Raw genomic sequence first — 23,060 nt, 5'->3', positions numbered from 1 at the left:
GACCTTTTTGTATTCTATGCTGTTGTGGCGAACCATTAACCAAGCTTTGCTTGTGGAGAACTCATTGTGATCAGAACCTTTGCTGAACTTGATCTAGACCAAAACCTACTTGAAGCCATTGAAGAGATGGGTTACGAACGCCCAACAAAAATTCAGGCAGAAGCGATTCCACAAGCGTTGGACGGTCGTGACATTCTAGCGTCAGCGCCAACAGGAACTGGTAAAACGGCCGCCTTCGTCCTGCCAGCATTGCAATACTTGCAAGACTTCCCTCGTCGTAAGCCTGGGCCTGCGCGTATTTTGATCCTAACGCCTACTCGCGAACTGGCGATGCAAATTGCCGATCAAGCACGTGCTTTGGCAAAAAATACCAAACTCAACATTTTCACCATCACTGGTGGTGTTCAGTACCAAGAGCACGCCGACATCCTTGCAACAACGCAAGACATTGTGGTTGCGACACCTGGCCGTTTAAAAGAATACATTGATGCAGAACGTTTTGATTGTCGTGCAATCGAATGGTTAATCCTTGATGAAGCAGACCGTATGCTAGATATGGGTTTTGCTCCTACTGTCGATCGCCTATCGAACGAATGTCGCTGGCGTAAGCAAACCCTTCTGTTCTCAGCAACGTTAGAAGGGAAAGGCGTAGAAGGCTTTACCGCAGATCTGTTGAATGACCCAGCAGAGATTGATGCAAAATCGCCGCTGCGTGAGCGTAAGAAAATTGCTCAGTGGTACCACCGAGCTGATGATGCAGAACACAAACTGGAATTACTAAAACACATTATTACTCAGCAGGCTGAACGCACCATCGTCTTTTTAAAGACTCGTGAGCGTTTGGCTGAGCTACGAGCGCAGCTTGAAAGCGCACAGATTCCATGTTCTTGGATTCAAGGTGAAATGCCTCAAGATCGTCGTAATAATGCGATTTCTCGCTTCCGCGATGGTACTGTGAACGTGCTGCTCGCGACGGACGTTGCTGCGCGCGGTATCGATCTTCCGGATGTATCACACGTTATCAACTACGACATGCCACGCACGGCTGATGTTTACCTTCATCGTATCGGCCGAACTGCTCGCGCAGGTAAGAAAGGTAACGCTATCTCAATCGTAGAAGCACACGACCAACCAATGATGGATCGCGTTGCACGTTACGTGAAAGAAGACATCAAAGAGCGTTTCGTGAAAGAGATGCGTCCTAAACACAAAAAGCCCGTGTTTAAGAAGAAAAAGAAAAAAGACGACAAGAAAAAAGTAGCGAAAAAGAAAACCGCTAAGAAGAAGTAATCTTGTTGGGGCCAAGTAGCTCAAGCTAGAAAATAACAAAGGGTTGGCAATGCCAACCCTTTTTTCGTTTGTGCTGAAAGAGATTAACGTCGATTACGTCTCAATCAGCTTTATTTTTGCTCTTCGCGTTTAAATACTAACTCTGTTGGCGTCGATTCATCTTCCACAAAGTAGTAACCCGCCGTATCAAACTTAGTCAGGTCTGCCACGCTCTCAACACGGTTTTCAATGATGTAACGCGCCATCATACCGCGCGCTTTCTTCGCGTAAAAACTGATGACCTTGTATTGACCATTCTTACAATCTTTGAATACTGGCGTGATCACTTGCGCATCTAAATTCTTTGGCTTAACCGCTTTAAAGTATTCATTTGATGCAAGGTTGATAAGGACATTATCACCTTGAGCAGAAATCGCTTCGTTAAGCTTGTCCGTAATAACATTGCCCCAAAACTGGTACAAGTTCGTACCTTTGTCGTTTGCAAGCTTGGTACCCATTTCAAGACGGTATGGCTGCATCAAATCAAGTGGTTTTAGTAAACCATAAAGACCCGATAGCATACGCAGATGATCTTGAGCATATTCGAAGTCCGCTTCAGATAAACTTTCGGCGTCTAGCCCTGTGTAAACGTCACCTTTAAATGCAAGAATAGCTTGTCGAGAGTTTTCCGTGGTAAACGTTTCACTCCACTCTTGGAATCGGCCCACATTTAAATCGGCAATCTTGTCGCTCACTTTCATTAAAGAGGCAACATCAGCAGGAGTCAGTTTGCGGCAAACATCGATAAGCTCTTTTGAGTATTCGACCAACTCAGGTTGAGTAAATTTTTCTGTCGCTAACGGAGACTCGTAATCAAGAGTCTTCGCTGGAGAAACTACGATAAGCATGACTTTCCCTTCTCTAATTTTGTTTTTAATAGGGTACAAAAAAAGCCATGCATTGTCTGCATGGCTTTTTACATCGTACTAATAGCTTTCAACTATGAGTGATAGCTCACTTAGTCTTTTTTATCGTTGTACCAAATGCCTTCTTCAAGCTGAGATTTCAGCTCTGGGAAATCATTCGCATCAAATGTTGGCACTTTGCCTTCACCAAGCTGGCGATTGTAATCTTTGGCCAGTTTAATCACGATGCCAGATAGCAAGATGATCGCCACCAAGTTGACTATCGCCATCAGACCCATAGAGACGTCAGCAAGCGACCATACGACTGGTAACGAAGCTAGTGCACCAAACATCACCATACCAAGAACAATAACGCGGAAAATGCTTAAGCCCGCTTTATGATTGTGCTCTAGGAAGATTAAGTTCGTTTCAGCATACGAGTAGTTTGCAATGATTGAAGTAAACGCAAAGAAGAAGATTGCCACAGCAACAAAGATGCCGCCCCAATCGCCAACTTGTGAGCTCAATGCACGCTGAGTTAGCTCGATACCCGTCACTTCTGTTGCTTGACCGACATACTCACCAGACATCAGGATGATAGCCACTGTTGCAGAACAGATAACGATCGTATCCATGAACACGCCTAGCATCTGTACGTAACCTTGAGACGCTGGGTGTGGTGGGTAAGGTGTTGCTGAAGCTGCCGCGTTAGGTGCAGAACCCATACCTGCTTCATTCGAGAATAGACCGCGCTTGATACCGTTAATCATTGCCTGTGCAATTGCGTAGCCAAGACCACCTGCTGCTGCTTCTTGCAGACCAAATGCACTCTTAAAGATAAGCATCAATACATCAGGTAATTTCTCTAGGTTAGAGAACATGATGAACAGCGCTAGGGCTAGATAAAGTAGTGCCATGATCGGAACGATCATCTCAGCAACTCTTGCGATACGCTTGATGCCACCGAAAATAACAATTGCAGACAGTAAAACAACGGCAATACCGACATACAGGTTATTCCAACCAAATGCGTTGCTCATTGCATTGGCAATTGAGTTAGCTTGTACGGCGTTGAATACCAAACCAAAAGCGATGATTAGGAAAACTGAGAACAACACGCCCATCCAACGCATGCCCAGGCCTTTTTCCATGTAGTAGGCAGGGCCACCACGGTAGTTGCCATCATCATCTTTGGTTTTGTATAGCTGCGCCAGTGTGCTCTCAGCAAACGATGTTGCCATACCAAGCATTGCAATCAGCCACATCCAGAAGATCGCACCAGGACCACCCGCAGTCAATGCAACTGCAACGCCCGCCATGTTACCTGTACCAACACGTGCAGCAAGACTAGTACAAAGCGCTTGGAAAGAGGAAATACCAGCTTTGTCTGCTTTACGGCTGTTCTTAAGAACAGAGAACATGTGGCCGAAATGGCGGAACTGAATGAACCCTAATCGAACGGTGAAGTAAATACCAACACCAACAAGAAGATAAACCAGAATCGAGCCCCAGAGGAGATCGTTCATCAAATTGATTAAGTCTGTCATGTGTACCTCAAAGTGAGTTGCGCCAGTCTATGCGTCCTAGCCATCCACCAAATTGCCTGCTAAGTGTCAAAGTGTGCTTAGCTTTTTAAGTAATGTTTATGGGCAATCTAGAATCGTAAACGTCGCTTCATGCATCCATTTTACGTACCAGCGTATTTTTTGACGGGCGGATAATGCAACCTAGGAGCGCAAAAATCAATATGCAACAATAAGAATAACATTGTTATTTTTCACTATAAAGTCACCAAAAAATAACATAAATAGAAGACTTAACACTCAAACTGCGCAACATTTCAATTACCAAACACCAACATAAATAATTATTCTTCATTAAATGGAATGGCAAACCGTATAAACAAGAACAAGCTAGTATTCACAAGGTGTTACATAAATTTACGCTAGTGACTTACCATCTAATTGAACACTATTTCATCAAACTGATTTTATGCAACTTTAACCTTTGCGCAGTGCACCCATTCATCAAATCGAATTAACATAGAAAATCTCTCTATTTAATCGTTTTCTTGAGATCGTTTGTGCATTTTTTATCCACATCGTTGCAATAAAAAGTGTGATTTTGAGAATATTTTTGCACGAAAATGTCATGCTACCGACACAAATGCGAAATATATCATGGTTATTCTCACGGCTATTGTGGTACTAAAAAAACTCCACAAGGACTGGTTACAACAGTTTAGCTTAAGAAAGGTAAAGGTGGCTTATGGAAGGCTTTCAACTAGATGACATTTTTAATCTGGATACTACCTCAACAACCAAATCTCGTGCCAAACCAGTAAAGCGAAAGTGGCGTGAAATAGAAGAGATGAACGACAGACGCAATTTGCTTAAAGAGCTGCGCGAACTTGATGTCTGTACCGATTATAACTTGGAAGACATTAAACTCTAATTCAAACAAAAGGCACCTTACAGGTGCCTTTTGTTTTTTGTTTTTTGTTTACAGTGACCGTAAACACCGTGAGTTTATGTACCAAGGTTTAAGTATGAATACCATTATTACTCAATGAGAATCTTCCGTACTTTTTGCCGAGAAATATGCACACTAAATTTTCGGTTGATTCCCAATAAATAAGAAATGTATCTCACAAACCCGAGAGACGGCTTTCGCTCGCTCAGGTTTCATCATTCAGTCTTAAACATATTCAGTATCACTTTGACGAACACGTTCGGCCAACTGCTTATAACGATCAGCAATCGTGTCACCAAACACAGGATCATCCTCACTGACGCTCCATAAGCTCTCGACATGCTGCCAATCTTCTGTGGTAAATAACTCTTCAATGAGAGGCAAAATTTTTCGCTCTTCTAGCTCCAAGTGGTGCCTTTGCGATTCTATGAAATCTTCTAGGTGAGCGACAAACATGTCTTGTGGCACAACAGCATCCTGAAGGATCATCTCTATCACGGATGAAAACTCTTTGGTTTTACTCGCTAACTCTAGATGTTCTTTCTCTAAATTTTCCATGGTTTGTTGCTTACCATAGTGTTCAAGAAAGTGGTGATAGAGGATATCTTCTTTCGGGTGGTGTACTTTCTCCGAATGATTAGAGAGGTAATCAACAATCTCGCTTACTAACGCATAGTTGATTACACGTTCTTTTTTTATCTCATTAAGCTTATGGCGCAGTATCGCCAACAGACGAACCATATAACCATGTTCGCGTCGAATTCTTTCGATCATCATAGCGTCTCTCCTTAACACCTACTTTTAGTAAGTGTACATGAGAAATTTACTATCAGCCTCGAGCGTGCTCAAAAAAACAGCGATCATACCATCCATGATCGCTGTCTCTTCATTTATACCGTTAATGGCAAATGCCAGTTAATTGGTGCTTTTTCTTGTGATGTAAGCAACTGGTTTGCTTGAGAGAAATGCTTACAACCGAAAAAGCCTCGATGTGCAGAAAGTGGCGATGGGTGTGGGGCAGCTAACACATGGTGCTTATTGCGATCGATAAAACGACCTTTCTTCTGTGCATGTGAACCCCACAGCAAGAACACTACACCTTCTTGATGCTGATTAATGGCTTCAATCACTCGATCAGTAAACGTTTCCCAACCTGTCTTTGAATGTGAATGCGCTTTACCTTGCTCCACCGTTAATACCGTATTGAGTAACAATACGCCTTGTTCAGCCCAGCTTTGCAAAAAACCATGCTGAGGGATTTGGAAACCTTCAATATCTTGCGCCAGCTCTTTATACATATTAACCAGTGACGGTGGCGTTTTAATGCCAGGAAGTACAGAGAAACACAGGCCATGCGCCTGATTTGGGCCGTGGTATGGGTCTTGTCCTAGAATCACGACCTTAACGTCTTTGAACTCGGTAAAACGAAACGCGTTAAAGACATCTTTTGCGGGAGGAAAAATAGCTTTGCCTGCGGCGCGTTCGGCTTCAACAAAATTCAAGGTGTCTACAAAGTAGCTCTGCTTTTTCTCTTCGCCGATCACATCGTGCCAAGTGGGTGACTGATTCATGGAAAGTTCCTGTCCTAAATTTTGCTTCTATTCTAACGAGCGAAACTCAAACAAACAAAAACTTACCACGAACTTGAGACAAGTAATAAAAGACTAATGCTTCTGTGGCGTTCGAAAATGCCCCTGTCCGGTAATGTGACGATTAGGCATCGGTAAGCGAAGCACGCGACGAGTGAAAGCATAAGGAGTAAAAGAGAGTGGTCGAGACATGTTGGCATCCTTCTTTGCTAATTCAGAGATTGATGTTCAATGACTAAGAAAGAAAGGTGCCAACTTTGTGGTTACGCCATTAACTGGCAATGGCCGCTAAATGGAATTGACGCAACGTGTTGATCTCTTGCTGCCAAATATCTGGATCAATTGTTTCCAAAATCAGAGGGATACCATCAAAACGAGGGTCTTTCGCGATGTACTCAAAGCAATCCCACCCGATCTCTCCTTTACCTAGCGAATGGTGGCGATCTACTTTGCTGGCAAACTCTACTTTTGAATCATTTAGATGCATTGCTCTTAAATAGTGCATACCTACGATACGGTCGAACTCTGCAAAGGTGCGCTCGCAATCTTCTTTTGTACGTAAGTCATAACCAGCCGTAAAGGTATGGCAGGTATCAATACAAACGCCGACACGATCTTTATCTTCCACTTGCTCGATGATTTCAGCAAGGTGCTCAAACTTCCAGCCTAAGTTAGTGCCTTGACCTGCCGTATTCTCGATAACAGCGATCACATTCGGCACCGCTTTATGCGCAAGGTTGATCGACTCGGCGATCGTTGCGAGGCACTCCTGTTCAGAGACTTTCTTTAGGTGACTACCCGGATGGAAGTTAAGCAAAGTCAGCCCCAACTGATTACAACGCTCCATTTCATCAATAAATGCCGCGCGGGATTTATTCAGCTTTTCTTCTTCCGGCGCACCCAAGTTAATCAGATAAGAATCATGGGGAAGAATATGCCCTGCTCCGAAACCCAGCATTTTACAGTTCGCTTTAAACGCACTGATGGTTTTTGCTTCTAAAGGCTTCGCCACCCACTGGCGTTGGTTTTTTGTAAATAGTGCGAAGGCATTCGCGCCAATTTCACGAGCTCTCAACGGAGCTTGATCGACCCCACCAGCAGCAGAGACATGTGCACCAATGAGTTTATTCCCAAGCTTGTTTTTCATGTTTGTCATTTAATCACTTTAGACTTTCAGTATTGCTACCTAAATACAGATAGTTGCGTTAACCAGTTTAAACTTTAATCTCAATTTGTAGTAAATTTACAACAAAACTAGTTATTAAATATTTTTTATATTATCAAATAAATTGTAATTAGTTTGTTTTCAAAGGTTTTATTGATTTAACTCAATAAAATCACCTTAATAAAAATAATGTTTTTGGTTGTTTTTTGACTTAAATCAATATTAAAATAGTGGATATTAGCTATATAATACTCAGCTCAACGAAAATTCGAAAATTAACACCAATAATCACCACGTAAGTGGTCTAGGAGATAGTGATGATCCAAGGTATCCAAATTACAAAAGCGGCAAACGACGACCTACTAAACTCTATCTGGCTATTAGATAGCGAAAAAAATGAAGCTCGTTGTGTTGCTGCAACTGCTGGCTACGAAGCAGACCAAGTTATCGCAATCAGCGACCTAGGTGAATACGAAAGCCGTGAAGTTGCAATCGAAACTGCTCCTCGTATCGAAGGCGGCCAACACCTAAACGTGAACGTGCTTAAACGCGAAACACTAGAAGATGCAGTTGCACACCCAGAGAAATACCCACAACTAACTATTCGTGTTTCTGGTTACGCAGTACGTTTTAACTCGCTAACTCCAGAGCAACAACGTGATGTAATCGCTCGTACTTTTACTGAGACTCTATAATCTCTCAGTAAACTAGCTCGCTAGAATTTAAAAAGCTTGGTCAGCAATGACCAAGCTTTTTTTGTTTCAGAATCCTTCTAAACCCTTTCTATAATGGAAAGCAACTCGCCTCTAAGGTGCATTTCTTTGCGAAGGATCTTTCTGAAACGCTTGCGCTAAAGAGGTTGGATCAAGCCTATCTCTTTGCAGTGACGCCCCTTCTGCCCACCAAATCAATTGATGCATAGTGCGATTCATATAGTTGTCCCACTGCGTCTGCTCCGACTCATCCGCAGCAACGCCCTGCTCATCAAACACTTCTTGCGCTTTCGGAATGTGGATCATCGCAGAGACAGGTAGACATCCAAGTTCAGATAAGAAGGTACGCATAGAAACGGCAGCTCTAACACCACCCCATTGTCCGGCAGAATAGGTCACGATAGCACTCGGCTTGTAAGAAAACAGCGAACTGCCGAAATGGTTAAGCGTGTTCGCCAGAGCAGGACTCATCGAATGGTTATATTCCGGGCTAACCATCACATACCCATCCGCATGTTTGATTTTGTCTGCCAGCTCACTTAGGTTCTGCGGAACTTTAGAGCGGTGATAAGCAAACTCGGGCTTAAACACATCACCAAAGTCGTAATTCAAAGGGTCGATGATTTCGACCGTATGTTGCGAATGTTGACTCGCGATGAGTTTTTCACACGCTTTACTGACTCGCATTCCTAAACGGGCTGGTCGTGGTGGCGTGCTGTCTCTCACTGAGCCAAGAAAAATCAAAAAATGCATGCTTCTCTTTCCATCTCATTTAGTTAAGTTCGTTTCTCAATCATAAAGAGAGTCAAAACTTACCGACAATAAAAAAGGTGAATGATTACTCATTCACCTCTCGTTATTTCTGTTTTTGATACTTACTATACTTTAAAGCTTACTGCACGCGGCGCAGTACTTGTTTCAATGCGTCAAAGTCTGCGTCGAGCTCTTCCGATAGCAGCTCCATCGCAGCGTGCTTCGCTAGTGGCGCAGGAAGCTCGATATCGGATTCTAGAATATCATCCACGACTTCTTTGAACTTCGCAGGGTGAGCAGTACATAGGAACAGACCGGTTTCACCGTCTTGCAATTGTTCTTCAAGCACTCGGTAAGCAATCGCACCATGCGGTTCGCATAGGTAGCCTAGAGCATGTAAATCTTTCACTGACTGTGCGCTTTGCTCATCAGATACTGCGCCTTTACCTAACGTCTCCAAGCCCCACTCTTTCACGCGGCACAGCTCTTCAATACGAGGCCAGTTGTTTGGTTGGCTCACGTCCATCGCGTTCGATGTTGTTGCGACTGTTGGTTTTGGCTCCCACTTACCTGTTTCTAGGTAGCGAGGAACAGTGTCATTGGCATTAGTTGCCGCGATAAAGCGTTTGATAGGCAAGCCCAGCGCTTTTGCCAGTAGACCAGCAGTTAGGTTACCAAAGTTACCACTTGGTACTGATACCACTAGGTTTTCACGCTCTTGCTTGCTCATTTGCGCAGCTGCTTCAAAGTAGTAACAGATTTGCGCCATCAAACGGCTGATGTTGATTGAGTTTGCAGAGTTCAGACCGATCTCTTCACGCAGTGCTGAATCATCAAAAGCTTGCTTAACCAGTGCCTGACACGCATCGAAGTCGCCATCGATCGCGACAGTGTGAATGTTTTTACCAAGCGTACAGAATAACTTCTCTTGCAGTGGGCTGATTTTTCCTTTCGGGTAAAGAATCACAACATTGATGTCTTCCATACCGTAGAAAGCATGCGCAACGGCTGCGCCAGTATCGCCAGACGTTGCCGTCAGAATGGTGATCTTGCCGCCGTCCGAAACCGCAGCAAGAGATTGCGCCATAAAGCGACCACCAAAGTCTTTAAACGCAAGCGTTGGACCATGGAACAGTTCCAGTGCATAAACACCGTCTTTTACTTGGTTGATAGGCGCAGGGAATTGAAACGCAGCATCAACAAGGGCATTCACTTGCTCCTCTGTAAGTTCATCTCCAATTAACGCCGATAGAATCTTAGTGCTACGAGAGACAAAGTCTTCTGCAAGCAGCGCATCGATATCTTCAAATTTTGGTAATTCCGATGGAAAAAATAGACCTTGGTTACGGCCTAACCCTTGGCGAACGGCTTGGCCAAAGGAAACTTGTTCATCATTTTCTTTTATATTGTAAAGCTTCATAGCTCACTTCCTGTTACTTTCGAACCCTGCTTATCTAGACGACAAACGTGGACGAATCCTTCTTCGTTTTGTACGTAGTTTTGTTCTAACCAGCGAGCAACTCGCTCAGCGACATCTTTCTCTTTGCAAATACTGAACAGTGTCGGACCACTGCCAGAAATACCGGTTGCCAATGCACCCGCAGACGCTGCGTATTGACGTGCATTCGCAAAACCTGGAAGCAGTTTCTCACGATACGGTTCTGCGATCACGTCTTTGATCATTTTTGCAGCAAGTTCTGGCTGACCAGAATGACACGCATGAATAAAGCCCGCAAGGTGGCGACCATGAGCGATGATATCTTGTCGGCGGTATTGAGATGGTAGGATCTCACGCGCTTCCGCCGTTGATACCTTGATACCCGGATACGCCATCACCCAGTACCAATCATCAAAGCAAGGCACTTCTTGACTGATGATACCCAACTCTTCAAGCATCAGTTGCACACCACCAAGGTAACATGGCGCAACGTTGTCGTAGTGAATACCACCAGAGATCTTGCCTTCCATCTCTCCCATCAGCGCTAGTAATTCTGTCTCGTTAAGTGGCTGTCCATGGAATCGGTTCAATGCATCTAATGCAGCAACGATAGAACATGCACTTGAGCCTAAACCAGAGCCAATTGGCATGTTCTTTTCTAGCGTCATCTCAAGTGGTTTTAGCTCAACGCCTTTTTTGTCTAACTCACAAGCAAACACGAGCCAACAGTCGTAGACGATGTTCTCTTTTGGTTCAGTTGGCAATTTCTCAACAAAATCACCCGCCGTTTTAAGGCTGAACGGATCAGCCCCAGATTTCACCAATACACGGTCACCCAATAGTGTGCCATCCACTGGAGACACGGCAGCCCCCAGCACATCAAAGCCAACGCTTACATTACCAATTGATGCTGGGGCATAAACCACTACATCCATATCACTTGAACTCATTATTGTTATACCCCTAGTTTCCAACCTAAAGTACGCATCACGTCAGAAAATACACCCGCAGCCGTTACTTCGGTGCCTGCACCATAGCCACGTAACACTAGTGGGATTGGCTGATAGTAACGGCTGTAAAATGCCAGTGCGTTTTCACCGTCCTTGATTTTATACATTGGATCGTTTTCATCCACCGCTGCGATGCTTACTGTGCACTTGCCCTCATTAATTTCACCAACGTAGCGCAGTACTTTGCCCTCTTCCGCTGCCTTTGCAGATAATTCTTTAAAGTAGGCGTCTGCTTCAGGTAAACGCGCCATAAATTCATCAACGCTACCAGAATCATCAAAACCTGGTGGCAGTGCTTGATCAACCACAACGTCTTCTAGTTCTAGAGACATGCCTGCTTCACGAGCTAGGATCAGAAGCTTACGCGCGACATCCATACCAGAAAGATCATCACGAGGATCCGGTTCAGTAAAACCATTTTCTTTTGCGATATTAGTTGCTTCACTTAGGCTCATACCTTCATCTAACTTACCGAAGATGTATGACAGAGAGCCAGAAAGAATACCGCTAAAGCGCTCTAGCTCATCACCCGCTGAGATTAGGTTTTGCAGGTTTTCGATTACCGGTAGACCCGCCCCCACAGTTGTTTCGTACATCAGCTTGCGACGAGAGCTGCGCGCAACATCGCGAAGCTGATGGTAGTAAGCCATGCTTGCTGTGTTTGCTTTTTTATTTGGTGTAACGACATGGAAACCAGCAGCTAAGAAATCAGCGTATTGATTCGCGATATCTTCACTTGATGTACAGTCAACCAATACTGGGTTGATGATGTGGTTACGTTGAACCAAAGAAATCAAACGCGCTAGGCTGAACTCTTCTGTCGCTGCCGACATACGATCACGCCAATGATCGAGTGGCAGACCTTCACTATCAAGCAGAAGACCTTTGCTGTTTGCCAAGCCACACACGCGAATAACGATGCCTTTTTCCGCAAGCTTCGCCTGTTGACGCTCGATCTGATCCACCAGCTCACCACCAACGCCGCCAATACCAACCACGAATACGTCTAAGAAGTGCTTAGAGTTGAATAGGTTCTCGTGACACGCTTTGATCGCTTCAGAGATTTTATCTTCAGGAATCACGGCTGAGATAGCACGCTCAGATGAGCCCTGTGCGATGGCTACAATGTTTACGTTCACTTCAGCAAGAGATGAGAAGAAGCGAGATGCAACACCGCGCGATGTACGCATGCCGTCACCAACCAACGTTATGATTGAAACATTATCAATAAACTCGACCGGCTCTAATAAGCTATCTTTCAGTTCCAACTCAAACGCATCGGCCAGTACTTGTTGCGCTTTTGCTTTATCTTCTGCCTCAATACAGAAGCTAATGCTGTACTCAGAAGAAGACTGAGTAATAAGAACAATAGACACACCAGCGGAAGACATTGCGCCAAATACGCGGCTTGCCATGCCAACCATACCCTTCATACCTGGGCCGGAGACGTTAACCATGGTTAGGTCGTTTAGCGTCGTGATACCTTTGATCGCCAGATTGTCTTCACCAGTGTCTTGCCCAATCAGGGTACCTGCACCTTGTGGGTTAAAGCTGTTTTTGATCAGACATGGGATGTGGAACTGCGCGATAGGAGCAATGGTTTTCGGATGCAAAACGGAAGCACCGAAGTAAGAAAGCTCCATTGCTTCTTGGTAGCTAAGAGATTTAAGCAGGCGAGCATCTTCTACTAAACGAGGGTCACAGTTGTATACACCATCTACGTCAGTCCAGATCTCACAACAATCTGCGCGCAGACACGCTGCAAGAACCGCCGCTGAATAATCAGAGCCATTGCGACCAAGTGTTACCAATTCACCTTTCTCGTTACCTGCGGTAAAGCCTGGCATGATGTTCACATGGCCCAGAGGAAGAGGGTTTTGGCGGAAGTTTTGCGTTGAAACGTCTACATCAACCATGGCTTCAAGGTGATCACCTTTTGCGTATAGGTATTCAACTGGGTCGATAAGATGTGCAGGCTGGCCTTTGGCTTCTAACACTGCTTTCATCAATTGAATCGAAACGCGTTCGCCTTTGCTAATAATACGTGCATTAACATTGTTTGGGCACATGCCAAGAAGATTGATGCCATGAACGAATTGGCGTAATTGAGAGAGAGAAGTTTTCACTTGGTTATCGAAAGCTGAACCATCGATATTGGGTAGTACTGCTTGGACTTGAGTGAAGAGCGTTTTAAACGACTCCTCCAATTCTTTGATTTGTAGTTCTGCTTCACCATTGCGCAATGCGCCTTCAATGACCGAAACCAATTTGTTTGTTGTTTTACCAGGAGCGGAAAGAACAACCGCCACTTCTTCTTGTTGAGCGTTATTGGCAATAATGTCTGCCGCTCTCAAAAAGCGATCTGCATCAGCTAGTGATGATCCGCCAAACTTCAATACTCGCATCCCTTCCTCCGGTATATCTTCTTAAATTTGTCTAAATTCTGGATAAAAAAGCATAAAAAAAGGCCTGTATCTTGTTGGATACAGGCCTTTTTTGTGAATTTCTTTCGCTCAGCAGCCTGCCCCAACATGTGTCGTGTCGGTAATAATAATGGTCGTGGTCATTACTACTAGGCTGTTAGATGGCATAAATAAATATTCAACGTTAATTGTGTTTGCTTAACTCTACGTTTACCGAGTTTCTGATACATAGTCAACAAAAAATTGTTTGTTTTTCCATCTTTCAGAGATTTCTGCTAAGCAATGTCATTGATATTTATAGTTAATTACACATTATTGATCATTTGAAAATCTACAGTTAATTTTTTAAAGGACTTAACCATCATCACCAGTTCGGTTTTTTATCTAATAACTAGTCTGATCTTTGCCATAAAACGTACGATCAAATAATTCGAGAGGGTTGTGACACATAACAACAACTTAACTGTGACTTATGTTCATAGGATCGAATTATTTAGAAAATAGGTGAGCTAGCTTTCATATTCTATGCTTTAATAGTGAGAAGCTTTGGGCGCATACTAATAAAAAAGTTGACACAAGGAGTGGTGAACATGAAAAGATGGCTTTTTCTGTTGCTGTTTTTTGTGCCTGGTGTTTGTCTAGCAAACGAGCTTCCGCCGCTTCCAGGTAAAACATCCCCTTCTCCTCATAAACTATTCATTTCCAGCGACAGTTACCAGTCTGACAGTTTTGATGTTTGGAATATCGATACGGGTTACGCCTACGAACTTTTTGATTCGGTAGATGTTTATGTCGGTGCGCGAGTCAATAACTCTCCTACCCAAAATCAAAGTGGTTTTTTGAGTGGGATCAGCTATCACTTTAATGATCGTGTCACGCTGAAAAGTACAGTTCGCTCTTACAAGAACGAAACAGCGGAAGGTATTCGCCAAGACGACAGCAGCCTCGCGGCTGAAGTATCAAGTCGCGTAAAAATTACCGATAAACTGGATCTTCACGCGACTCTTGATTACCAAGATTGGCAACAAGGCTTTGAGGTTGGTTTAGGCTTTCGTTTTTAGAAGTCCAGCTTTTGCTTAGAAATCAATACACCGTTCCAGTCCGCGTAAACGTAGTGCTTAGGTTGAACGATTTGGTTTTGCATCGTTAAGGTTACGTTTACCTCTCCTATCCCGCGTTTCTCTGTTTTAAACGGGTTAGTTCCAAGAGCTTGAACGCCAATGTCCATTTGAGATATTTGTGCTACGTCGCGTATTGCACCATAGACAATGATGCCTTCCCACCCATTTTCTATTCCGAGTATCGCTAATTGATCGCCGAGTAATGCTCTCTGACACGATCCATGCCCGTCAACAATCAATACTTTACCCGTTCCATCTTCGCCCAGTACTTCACGCACTTTCGAGTTATCGTGATAGCAGCGCACCGTAACGATTTCACCGTAAAAAGCGCTACGTTGACCAAAGTTCTGCAATGGTAAAGTAAGCAAGCTCACTTGGTCTTCAAATTGGTCACAAATATCGGGTGTAATGTCTCTCATATTTCCTCCGTGAATTTTCTCACCCAAGCGGTGCTTCAGTGAGCAGTATCCTTTTCTATACCTTCTATACGAGCCGAGGTTTAATGGAGCCTAACGTATGAAAAACTTTCGGCTGCGAGCACGCAATAAGATAAAGTTGGTCATTAATGACGTAATAAATCGCGTTTTGTTGAAAGTCACTCGCCAATTCAACGGCTACCTCTGGCGACAACTCGACGGCAAAGCTTTCCTCATACCATGTAAAAGCGCTATCACCTACCGTGACAGGCGCGTAATTAACGTGCTGTAGCTGTTTTTCTAACGCGTGATTGTTTATGCTGTTCTCTTCTTTGGACCTCAAGTTACTGTATGGGTTCCAAGCGGTTATCACAGCATAGTTTGAAACACGCCACTCGGCTTCGAATCTGAAAAAAGATTCTGAATAAGCATTCCATAACGATGCGTCTATGTTCTTATTACTTTTTTCTATCATAAGTCTTAAACGATTAATAACAGTTACATTTCATCAATTGATATAAATCAACAAACTGAATGGAATTAACATTTGAGCATTGTTAGCATGCTGTTAACAATATAAAATCCGCTCAATATCTTAGGGTGTTTACGTTTCAGGCCCCACTGAAAGCAGGAAATGAAAGGTAAACAAGCCCTTTAGAATAAACGTCGCCATTGGATACTGGTGAGTTGGCAAAATTCCATGGAGGGCGGATAACTGAAAGAAGTGTTTTTTTGATCAACTTGATTTATTATCAAAATCACATTACCTGTATGTTATATTTTTGCCTAGAATTTATTCTATTAGCACAATTTTGTCACAAATTTAGGTACCGCCAATGCAAACCCCGCAGATTCTTATCGTTGAAGATGAGCAAGTAACTCGTAACACTCTTAAGAGTATTTTTGAAGCAGAGGGATACGCTGTTTTTGAAGCCAGTGACGGTGAAGAGATGCACCAAGTGTTGTCTGATAACTCAGTCAACTTGGTTATTATGGACATTAATCTTCCAGGCAAGAATGGCCTTCTACTAGCGCGTGAATTACGCGAGCAAGCGAACATTGCTTTAATGTTCCTGACAGGCCGTGACAATGAAGTAGACAAGATCCTAGGTCTTGAGATTGGTGCAGATGACTACATCACTAAACCATTCAACCCACGTGAACTAACTATTCGTGCACGTAACCTACTTAGTCGCTCAATGAGCTCTAACGCGGTGCAAGAAGAGAAGCGCTCGGTAGAAAAGTATGAATTCAACGGTTGGGTACTAGACATCAACAGCCGCTCTCTAGTAAGCCCTGCTGGTGATAGCTACAAGCTACCTCGCTCTGAGTTCCGCGCATTACTGCACTTCTGTGAGAACCCGGGTAAGATTCAAACTCGTGCAGATCTTCTTAAGAAGATGACTGGTCGTGAACTTAAGCCACACGACCGTACTGTAGACGTAACGATTCGTCGTATCCGTAAGCACTTTGAGTCTGTTTCAGGTACGCCAGAAATCATCGCCACTATCCACGGCGAAGGTTACCGCTTCTGTGGCGATCTAGAAGACTAGATTTAACCGCTAATATGCAAAGGGCTTGCTCATTGAGCAAGCCCTTTTTGTTTTAGGTCTAACGACTAATGCAACATCATTGCGGTTAATAAACCTTGTTAATCTTCACGTACTTTTCGACTAACCAACGCTGTTTACCCGCATCGTCTAGAAGCACTGCGATATCAACCGATTTTTCTGTGTTCACATCAATGTGAGACGAGAACGCCACCTCCCATCGGCTTTCACTGTGCGTTCGAGTATCTAAAGACGCACTGTCCACCAACCACTCTTTTTGCCCCTGTTTAATAATAAGAGCTTCTGCCGTTAGATTTGCAGGAAGTAACTGATCTCCTTCGAGGTAAAGTGCACCTTGAATACTTTGCTCTTCCACGTCCCCAATATTCGGCATGAGGTTCACCCATAAATTACTTTTGAGCTCAACATTAACCTCATTAATCGTAATCTGACTGTTTTGTTGCCAATTCACATTTGGAACGGAACTACAGCCTGCCATCAATGCCATGGCTAATGCCAATGGTGCGATTCTTTTCATGTTATTTCCTTTGTTCCAACCAACTTTTGAGGACTTGAATATCGTTTTGGTATTCATTTTTGATCTCTTCAACCCAGTCTGAAATGTTTTCCCACCATGCTGGCATATCGGGCGATTGCGCTTTTTGCGCCACACTTTGGATACGTTTCAGGCCAATTGAACCTGCAGCACCTTTGATTTTATGCGCTTCAGAAACAATCCCATCTTGATCTTTCGCTGTCATGTTCGAATCTAAGACATCGATATAGTCTGGCATCATATCTTCAAACATTTTTATGCTGTCGTAGACAGGTTTTGCACCAACAATGTCGACGTAAGACTCTAACATATCCATATCGAGCAAATGTGTCTCAATCACAGGAGAAGGCACTGGCTCTTCCACTGTTTCGGGACCGCTCACCACTTCCTTAGGTTGTTCTAACTGGTGAGCGAAGAATTTATCAATCACTGACTGAATAGCATTCACTGCCAGCGGCTTACTGATAGCATCATCCATGCCGTTATCTAAGTATTCACGACGATCTTTCATTACATTAGCAGTTAAGGCGACCAATGGAGGAAGATTGTTATAATGCTTGCGGTAATAATTGGCGACATCAAAGCCCGTCATATCAGGCAGTTGGATATCCAACAACGCTAAGTCGTATTTTTCTGGCACAAAGTTCACTAACGCTTCTTGGCCCGTCATTGCCACGGTGACAGAGTGCCCTAGGCTCTCTAGTAACGATTTAGCCACAGTTACGTTAAGCTCGATGTCTTCGACCATAAATATGTTGAGGCGCACATTGTCGCGTTTCGCATCAATGACTGGCTCAGCTAGTTCAACAATCGGAACGTGGATCGATACAGTAAAAGTGCTACCAAAGCCTTCCTCACTGGTAACCGTAATGTCACCATCCATCATATTGATCAGTTGCTTAGATACCGCCAAACCAATACCTGTACCGACCGCATGCAGGTTGTCCTTGCCTGATTTCACTTGGTAGTACATCGCAAAGATCTTATCTAGCTCTTCGTCTGGGATACCAATACCTGTGTCTTCCACTTCCATAATAATGGTCGCAAAATCGTCTTCGACATCCGCGCTCACTGTCATCACAACGCCACCTTCCTTGGTGAACTTCATTGCGTTGCTGACCAAGTTCCAAATCACCTGACGTAGACGGGTTGCATCCACTTCAATTGCTTTTGGCAAGTCGCTTAAACGTTCTAAGTCAAAGCGTAACCCTTTTTGTTCCGCCATCAGAGCTGAGATACTCTCAATCTCTGCGACGAAGTCTTCGAAGTTAAGTGGCGCAGGTAATAGTTCTAACTTACGGCGATCAAATTTATCCATATCGATAATATCGTTGAAGATGTTACCTAGAGTAATCGCACTCACATTGATGGTCTGCATGTGTTTACGCTGCTCTTCTGTCAACGGACTATCTAGAAGCATACGACTTAAGCCTACAATGCCATTCAGCGGCGTTCGCAGCTCATGACTGATGGTTGAGATGAAGGTAGTTTTGTCGCGGCTTGCTTTCTCTAACGACTCTTCATGGCGCTTACGTTCAGTGATATCACGACCGAACCCAACGAGACCAAGGTGGCGGCCATCTTTGCTGTAAAATGGCACTTTACGCAGCTCAAAGTAATGCTTGCGACCATCTGGGTATTCGAGCCATTGCTCGTAAGTAATTGCTTGATTATCGGCAAAAACCTTTTGGTCAGTATCAACGATATGCTCGGCGATTTCTTTGCTATACACATCCCAAGGGCTTAATCCGACTAACTGGTGCTCTTTCTTGCCCGTTAGCTCTTCCATCGCGCGGTTACAGCCAGAGAAAACACCATCCGCATTGCGGTAGTAAATTAAGTCTGGTGAGGCATCAATAAATGAACGCAGTAATGCGGTACGTTCTGCCAACTCTAATTGAGTACGTTCGCGTTGGAACACCTCATTTTCGAGGTCTTGCATCGCCTCTTCACGTGCTTCTTCCGCTTTAATACGCTCTTCAATTTCTTGGTTAAGCTTTTCAATGTTTTGTTGAAGTTGGTAATTCAGCTCTTGATCTCGCGAACGCATGTCCTTCAGTTTGGACACCAGCTTAGTTAAACGCTGGCGAGACTCTTCTAGTTGATCGACAACCACAGAGAGGAAGTAAACCGCCCAAGGGGTGATCAATAGACCAAAAAACACCGAACGGACAATGTCGATATCATCTACTCGCCCTTTGAGAGCTAAAGTAATCCCTACCTGCACCACAACAGCTAATGCCACCAGCGCAAGGGCTAGCAAAATAGAGAAGCGAACAATCCCCAGTTTGACTAGCAAGTCGACATAATACTGGGCGAGATTTTTCATGGGTTTCATTAACTACTCCATGGTGGTGGCTAGATAGCGCCATTCGATGATGAAAAACAGGTAAATGCACTCGACCTAACGCAATTTAGGTCTGTTTGATTAGTGAAAAACACACGGTGCGATCTGCTCTTGTGATACGAGATAAAAAGATAAACCAACGAGCGCACAGGCTTGTGTAAGTTTAACGTGTTTAATACGGTGATTTAAACAATCAGCTATCAACTTAGAGCAAGCGGTCACAAAGCGTTAGCAAGAACTGGGGTGAATACAAGTGCGATTACGTCCATCAGCTTTAGCTTGATATAACGCACTGTCAGCCATAGCGATGCCCATTTCGGGTTCATCACCATGCTGAGGAATGTAAGAGACCAGACCGATACTGACGGTAAGGCGTTCAGATGCTTCTGAACTGTCGTGTTCCATATCAAGCTGTAGAATTTTCTCATGAATACGCTGTGCTACGTTGCGCGCACCTTCCGTGGTGGTATTCGGCAAGATAAAACCAAACTCCTCGCCACCATAACGCGCAACACAATCCGAAGAACGATTGATGACTTGTGTAAACACGGTAGCAACACTGACTAACGCTTCATCACCTTGTTGGTGACCGTAACAGTCGTTGTAATCTTTGAAAAAGTCGATGTCACATAACATGATGGTGAGCGGCAGCTTTTCTCTAGCATGGTGGTACCACAATACCTGCAGTTGTTCATCGAAACGGCGTCGGTTCGATACTTGAGTTAAGCTATCCATAAAGCTCAATTTTTCTAACTCTAGGTTGGCTTTTTCCAACTTTTGTTCTGCAAGATAACGCTCAGAAATATCACGCGCCATGATCAGCACACCATTCGTTCCTGATGCTTTATCTTTAAAAGGCGATTTCACCACATCAAACCACGTACTTTTACCATCACTACTCACGACTTTATCTATGTATCGAACTGGCTCTAACTGGCGTAATGCTTCTAAGTCACTGTCTGCTAAGCGCGCGTACATCTCTTTAGGAATCACGTCTTGGAGGCGCTTACCTATCAAATCAGAAATTTTTGAAATTCCTAACGCCTTAACAAAAGGCTGATTACACGCTTGATAGACCATGTTCTCATTGAAAATACCAATAGAGTCCGGACTGGCATCCAGAATCGTTTGTAAGATAGTATCTCTTTGCGCTAGCGCCACCTCTGTATCTTTGCGACGCTCCATTTCATCTCGCAGATTCTGTTGCATCTTGTGCCATTCAGTCACGTCATGACTAATAGACAGCGTACCGATAAGCTCACCACTCGGCGAAACAAGAGAGTTTTGATTGACTTCCAGTAAGCAACTTCGACCTTGTGGATCCGTTGTCCATTTACGTTCGCTTTTTCTGGTCATCTCACCCAAGGTCTTGGATGCGCAAGCTTCTTCCCTTCGCCCTTGCCAGAATTGATCAAATGCTCGATTGGTCGTTAACAGATTGCCTTGGCGGTCTTGGGTACAAATCAGCTCTGAAAGTGAGTCTAATGCCGAACGTGCGATGATTAATTGTGCAAGTTCTTGTTGCTGCTCTTGGTGAGTGGCTTGATATGGCTGAGCATAAAGAATCCAAACTCGATGATTGCGCAATAAACTCTTTCTGCCTGACAGCTCCACTTTAATAGATTCACTATCAGATAGTCGCCAGTCAAAAGCCTGCTGACGAAAATGACGACTAGAGAAGCGATCGAGAAACTGCTCAAGCTCATGAATATCGAATAAAGCAGGATACAAATACCCCGTTCCCAAAGAGCGAATGCCTAATAACTGCATCGCAGCCTGGTTAGATAGCAAGAGCTGAGCATGGCTAGTGTCCACCACTATGACTGGATAGGGAGAATCCGTTACTAGTTGCTTAAGTGACGTCTGAAAGTGCAAATAGATCAGTGCTAACGCGCACACGCCTGCGATTAACAACAAGACGACATAGCCATAACCGCCTTGACCACCCCAAAGCCAATTGAGTAACTGATCCATCGTTTAAACCTTCAAAGAACACTGGTTAAAATATATCAGTTATTTATTGAGCGATCTGCTATTAATTCCGGTTTAGTATAGATAAAGGTATTCCCCGTAAGACTCCCTTGAGCACCATGAGCACTGAGATCTCGACCAATTTCCGTCATCGATAGCCAACGGTTTTCACACCACAGAGGCGATAATAACGTGGGCCTCCTGGCTGCTGATGAAACGCGATGATAAATCACATCTGGTGGTGTCATACGAATCATTTCACTGGCGATCGCAACATATTCTTCTAATTCAGGGGCTTCTAGCTTTCTAGCACGCCAAGCTTTCGCCATGGTGCTACCTTCGACAATATGCAAGCCATGTAACTTGATGCCATCCGTTCCCACGGCTAACACTTTTTGCAGCGTTTCAATATTTTCAGCGCGGGTTTCTTTGGGTAAACCCACAATTAAGTGGGTACAAACCTTGATTCCGAGTGTTCGTGCACGCTTAGTGATTTCGGCATAACACTCAAAGTCATGACCACGATTGATACGTTTTAGGGTGTCATTGTTGGCGGTTTGAAGACCTAGTTCTAGCCAAATTTCATAACCTTGCTGTACATAGCCCGACAGTAAATCCAATACCGCATCAGGGACGCAATCAGGACGCGTCCCCACACAAAGACCAACCATGTCTGCAGCCTTTAGTGCTTCCTCATACATGTTTTTGAGAACTTGTACTTCTGCATAGGTACTGGTGTAGGCCTGAAAATAAGCGAGATACTTCTTCGCTCTGTGAATTTCACCTGCGCGATCTTTTAACTGTTCGTGAATGCTTTTTATCTGGACTTCTTCATCTGCAAACGAAGCCACATTGCAAAATGTACATCCTCCCCGCCCAATCGTGCCATCGCGGTTAGGGCAACTAAATCCACCGTGCAATGTTAACTTATGAACCTTTTCACCGTATCGACGCTGAAGATCTTGGCCGATTGTATTGACCAACTCATGTAACTGCATAAATTCTCACCAACAATAAATCGTAATCAATCTCACTACGATCTGTGTAAATAAATTACATCCCTGCAAGAAAAAACACACAATATTAATCAATTCAAACACCCATCATGCGGGTCAAAATCAATAAACTTGCATAATTAAAGACAAAAATCGTTCATGTTGCGTAAATGTTAAACTAAAAATGCATAATTAAACGAAAAAATTGGGTCACAACGCCGACTTTTTCATTGCATTCTGAAGTGACAAAATTGTAGGATACTTACACAACCCCGTTATTTTTGTGACTTTTATTACAAAGCACACTGCGGGATTTGTCGGTGTTATCCCACTCCTACCTATATAAATCACTGAATAGTGATAATAA

At 43.9% G+C, this 23,060-nt stretch carries 21 protein-coding genes and 1 other annotated feature; of the genes, 5 read left to right on the top strand and 16 right to left on the bottom strand.

The annotated features are described in order from the left end of the window. Nucleotides 1-66 precede the first annotated feature (66 nt). Nucleotides 67-1,290: an ATP-dependent RNA helicase SrmB gene (srmB, locus tag R8O10_RS02375; RefSeq protein WP_005381797.1), complete on the top strand. Its 1,224-nt coding sequence runs from the start codon at nt 67-69 to the stop codon at nt 1,288-1,290. A gap of 110 nt (nt 1,291-1,400) precedes the next feature. Here the strand turns inward: srmB and yaaA are convergent, their stop codons facing one another. Beyond that, a complete protein-coding gene (yaaA, locus tag R8O10_RS02370; protein ID WP_005382848.1) occupies nt 1,401-2,177 on the bottom strand; it encodes a peroxide stress protein YaaA in 777 nt (258 codons plus the stop codon). Between the two features lie 110 nt (nt 2,178-2,287). Further along, nucleotides 2,288-3,721 carry an alanine/glycine:cation symporter family protein gene (locus tag R8O10_RS02365; RefSeq protein ID WP_005381800.1) on the bottom strand — a complete coding sequence of 478 codons (1,434 nt, stop codon included), beginning with the start codon at nt 3,719-3,721 and terminating at the stop codon, nt 2,288-2,290. A 721-nt stretch (nt 3,722-4,442) separates the two neighbouring features. Between R8O10_RS02365 and R8O10_RS02360 the strand changes: the two genes are divergently transcribed. Continuing rightward, entirely contained in the window at nt 4,443-4,628 is a 186-nt protein-coding gene (locus R8O10_RS02360) for a DUF3545 family protein (protein WP_005381805.1), read from the top strand. A 243-nt stretch (nt 4,629-4,871) separates the two neighbouring features. Here the strand turns inward: R8O10_RS02360 and R8O10_RS02355 are convergent, their stop codons facing one another. The 3 genes from R8O10_RS02355 to nfo form a co-directional block, all read right to left on the bottom strand. Continuing rightward, nucleotides 4,872-5,423 (bottom strand): hemerythrin domain-containing protein, encoded by a 552-nt coding sequence (locus R8O10_RS02355; RefSeq protein ID WP_318191059.1) that lies wholly within the window; start codon nt 5,421-5,423, stop codon nt 4,872-4,874. Nucleotides 5,424-5,536: 113 nt separating this feature from the next. Continuing rightward, nucleotides 5,537-6,217 carry a uracil-DNA glycosylase gene (ung, locus tag R8O10_RS02350; RefSeq protein ID WP_005382846.1) on the bottom strand — a complete coding sequence of 227 codons (681 nt, stop codon included), beginning with the start codon at nt 6,215-6,217 and terminating at the stop codon, nt 5,537-5,539. Nucleotides 6,218-6,506: 289 nt separating this feature from the next. Then, on the bottom strand, nt 6,507-7,391 hold the full coding sequence (nfo, locus tag R8O10_RS02345; protein WP_213968473.1) for a deoxyribonuclease IV: 885 nt from the start codon (nt 7,389-7,391) through the stop codon (nt 6,507-6,509). Nucleotides 7,392-7,717: 326 nt separating this feature from the next. On the opposite strand from nfo, the gene grcA reads away from it, so the two are divergent. Next, the gene (gene grcA / locus R8O10_RS02340) at nt 7,718-8,095 is read left to right on the top strand and encodes an autonomous glycyl radical cofactor GrcA (protein ID WP_005381814.1); all 378 of its coding nucleotides are present in this window, start codon (nt 7,718-7,720) and stop codon (nt 8,093-8,095) included. Between the two features lie 111 nt (nt 8,096-8,206). Here grcA and R8O10_RS02335 read toward each other — a convergent pair whose 3' ends face one another. The 5 genes from R8O10_RS02335 to thrL all read right to left on the bottom strand — a co-directional run bounded on the left by R8O10_RS02335 (nt 8,207) and on the right by thrL (nt 13,905). Further along, nucleotides 8,207-8,866 carry an NADPH-dependent FMN reductase gene (locus R8O10_RS02335; RefSeq protein WP_158173675.1) on the bottom strand — a complete coding sequence of 220 codons (660 nt, stop codon included), beginning with the start codon at nt 8,864-8,866 and terminating at the stop codon, nt 8,207-8,209. A gap of 139 nt (nt 8,867-9,005) precedes the next feature. Then, complete coding sequence (gene thrC / locus R8O10_RS02330; protein WP_005381818.1) at nt 9,006-10,286, bottom strand: threonine synthase; 1,281 nt, start codon at nt 10,284-10,286, stop codon at nt 9,006-9,008. Then, nucleotides 10,283-11,239 carry a homoserine kinase gene (thrB, locus tag R8O10_RS02325; protein ID WP_318191066.1) on the bottom strand — a complete coding sequence of 319 codons (957 nt, stop codon included), beginning with the start codon at nt 11,237-11,239 and terminating at the stop codon, nt 10,283-10,285. The genes thrC and thrB overlap by 4 nt, the downstream gene beginning before the upstream one ends. A 20-nt stretch (nt 11,240-11,259) precedes the next feature. Beyond that, nucleotides 11,260-13,719 carry a bifunctional aspartate kinase/homoserine dehydrogenase I gene (gene thrA / locus R8O10_RS02320; protein WP_025768424.1) on the bottom strand — a complete coding sequence of 820 codons (2,460 nt, stop codon included), beginning with the start codon at nt 13,717-13,719 and terminating at the stop codon, nt 11,260-11,262. Nucleotides 13,720-13,772: 53 nt separating this feature from the next. Next, nucleotides 13,773-13,892: a sequence feature (Thr leader region), on the bottom strand. Then, entirely contained in the window at nt 13,828-13,905 is a 78-nt protein-coding gene (gene thrL / locus R8O10_RS02315) for a thr operon leader peptide (RefSeq protein WP_074192076.1), read from the bottom strand. (Overlaps the previous feature by 65 nt.) A 422-nt stretch (nt 13,906-14,327) precedes the next feature. On the opposite strand from thrL, the gene R8O10_RS02310 reads away from it, so the two are divergent. Next, entirely contained in the window at nt 14,328-14,798 is a 471-nt protein-coding gene (locus R8O10_RS02310; RefSeq protein WP_047102035.1) for a hypothetical protein, read from the top strand. On the opposite strand, the gene R8O10_RS02305 is transcribed toward R8O10_RS02310, so the two are convergent. After that, the gene (locus R8O10_RS02305) at nt 14,795-15,277 is read right to left on the bottom strand and encodes a putative 4-hydroxy-4-methyl-2-oxoglutarate aldolase (protein ID WP_005381822.1); all 483 of its coding nucleotides are present in this window, start codon (nt 15,275-15,277) and stop codon (nt 14,795-14,797) included. The genes R8O10_RS02310 and R8O10_RS02305 overlap by 4 nt on opposite strands. A 64-nt stretch (nt 15,278-15,341) precedes the next feature. Next, the gene (locus R8O10_RS02300; protein WP_005381823.1) at nt 15,342-15,749 is read right to left on the bottom strand and encodes a DUF3293 domain-containing protein; all 408 of its coding nucleotides are present in this window, start codon (nt 15,747-15,749) and stop codon (nt 15,342-15,344) included. A gap of 361 nt (nt 15,750-16,110) precedes the next feature. On the opposite strand from R8O10_RS02300, the gene arcA reads away from it, so the two are divergent. Beyond that, complete coding sequence (arcA, locus tag R8O10_RS02295; protein ID WP_005381824.1) at nt 16,111-16,827, top strand: two-component system response regulator ArcA; 717 nt, start codon at nt 16,111-16,113, stop codon at nt 16,825-16,827. Between the two features lie 85 nt (nt 16,828-16,912). Here arcA and R8O10_RS02290 read toward each other — a convergent pair whose 3' ends face one another. From R8O10_RS02290 to R8O10_RS02275, 4 genes are all read right to left on the bottom strand, one after another. Continuing rightward, on the bottom strand, nt 16,913-17,362 hold the full coding sequence (locus tag R8O10_RS02290; protein ID WP_005381825.1) for a hypothetical protein: 450 nt from the start codon (nt 17,360-17,362) through the stop codon (nt 16,913-16,915). A 1-nt stretch (nt 17,363) separates the two neighbouring features. Beyond that, the gene (gene arcB, locus R8O10_RS02285; protein WP_005381826.1) at nt 17,364-19,718 is read right to left on the bottom strand and encodes an aerobic respiration two-component sensor histidine kinase ArcB; all 2,355 of its coding nucleotides are present in this window, start codon (nt 19,716-19,718) and stop codon (nt 17,364-17,366) included. A 237-nt stretch (nt 19,719-19,955) separates the two neighbouring features. Continuing rightward, entirely contained in the window at nt 19,956-21,701 is a 1,746-nt protein-coding gene (locus tag R8O10_RS02280; protein WP_033906101.1) for a GGDEF domain-containing protein, read from the bottom strand. Nucleotides 21,702-21,736: 35 nt separating this feature from the next. After that, a complete protein-coding gene (locus R8O10_RS02275; RefSeq protein ID WP_318191058.1) occupies nt 21,737-22,696 on the bottom strand; it encodes a TIGR01212 family radical SAM protein in 960 nt (319 codons plus the stop codon). Nucleotides 22,697-23,060: the final 364 nt, after the last annotated feature.

It is taken from the genome of Vibrio sp. 1727, assembly GCF_033344415.1.
In the GTDB taxonomy this organism is placed as follows: domain Bacteria; phylum Pseudomonadota; class Gammaproteobacteria; order Enterobacterales; family Vibrionaceae; genus Vibrio; species Vibrio alginolyticus.
The sequence above is the reverse complement of the archived record's forward strand: the minus strand, read 5'-3'. Positions and strand labels throughout refer to the sequence as shown.